This is a genomic window from Winogradskyella luteola, from assembly GCF_019203985.1.
Classification (GTDB): Bacteria; Bacteroidota; Bacteroidia; order Flavobacteriales; family Flavobacteriaceae; genus Winogradskyella; species Winogradskyella luteola.
In genome coordinates this window covers 1-511 of the sequence record NZ_JAGSPD010000051.1, presented here as the reverse complement: position 1 = coordinate 511, position 511 = coordinate 1, and the positions used below count along the sequence as shown (strand labels likewise).

The window sequence follows — 511 nt, the reverse complement described above, 5'->3', positions numbered from 1 at the left end:
GGACTACGATGTCCATGGCAACATCCTCCAGGTGTCCAGAACGGACGGTATGGACATCTGCTATGTCTATGGCTACGGCGCCACGCTGCCCGTCGCCAAGATAGAGAACGCCACCTATGCACAGGTCACGGGATATGTAGCGAACATACAGAACAAGTCCGACCTCGATGACGACCACTGCCGGGATTCCGGCAGCTGTAACGAGAAGGACCTCAGGACGGCACTCAATGCCCTAAGGGCAGCGTTTCCCTATGCCATGGTCACCACCTATACCTACGACCCGTTGGTAGGGGTGACCAGCATGACCGACCCAAAGGGCCGGACCGTGTACTACGAGTACGACAGCTTTAACAGGCTCAAACAGGTCAGGGACGAGGACGGCAACATCATGGGCGAAAACCGATACAACTATCACCTTCAATCAAACAACTAAAAACAGAACGATGAACAGATACATACCGTTACAGAGATTTTTCCTTTCCCTACTTTTCCTGTTGGCCTGCACCACGGG

The 511-nt window shown here is 53.4% G+C and carries 1 protein-coding gene; it reads left to right on the top strand.

Features of this window, described 5'->3' with window-relative positions; translation table 11 throughout:
• Positions 1-433 (top strand): RHS repeat domain-containing protein (locus KCG49_RS16380; protein WP_218548032.1); only part of this gene is annotated, 433 nt, incomplete at its 5' end.
• Between the last annotated feature and the right edge of the window lie 78 nt (positions 434-511).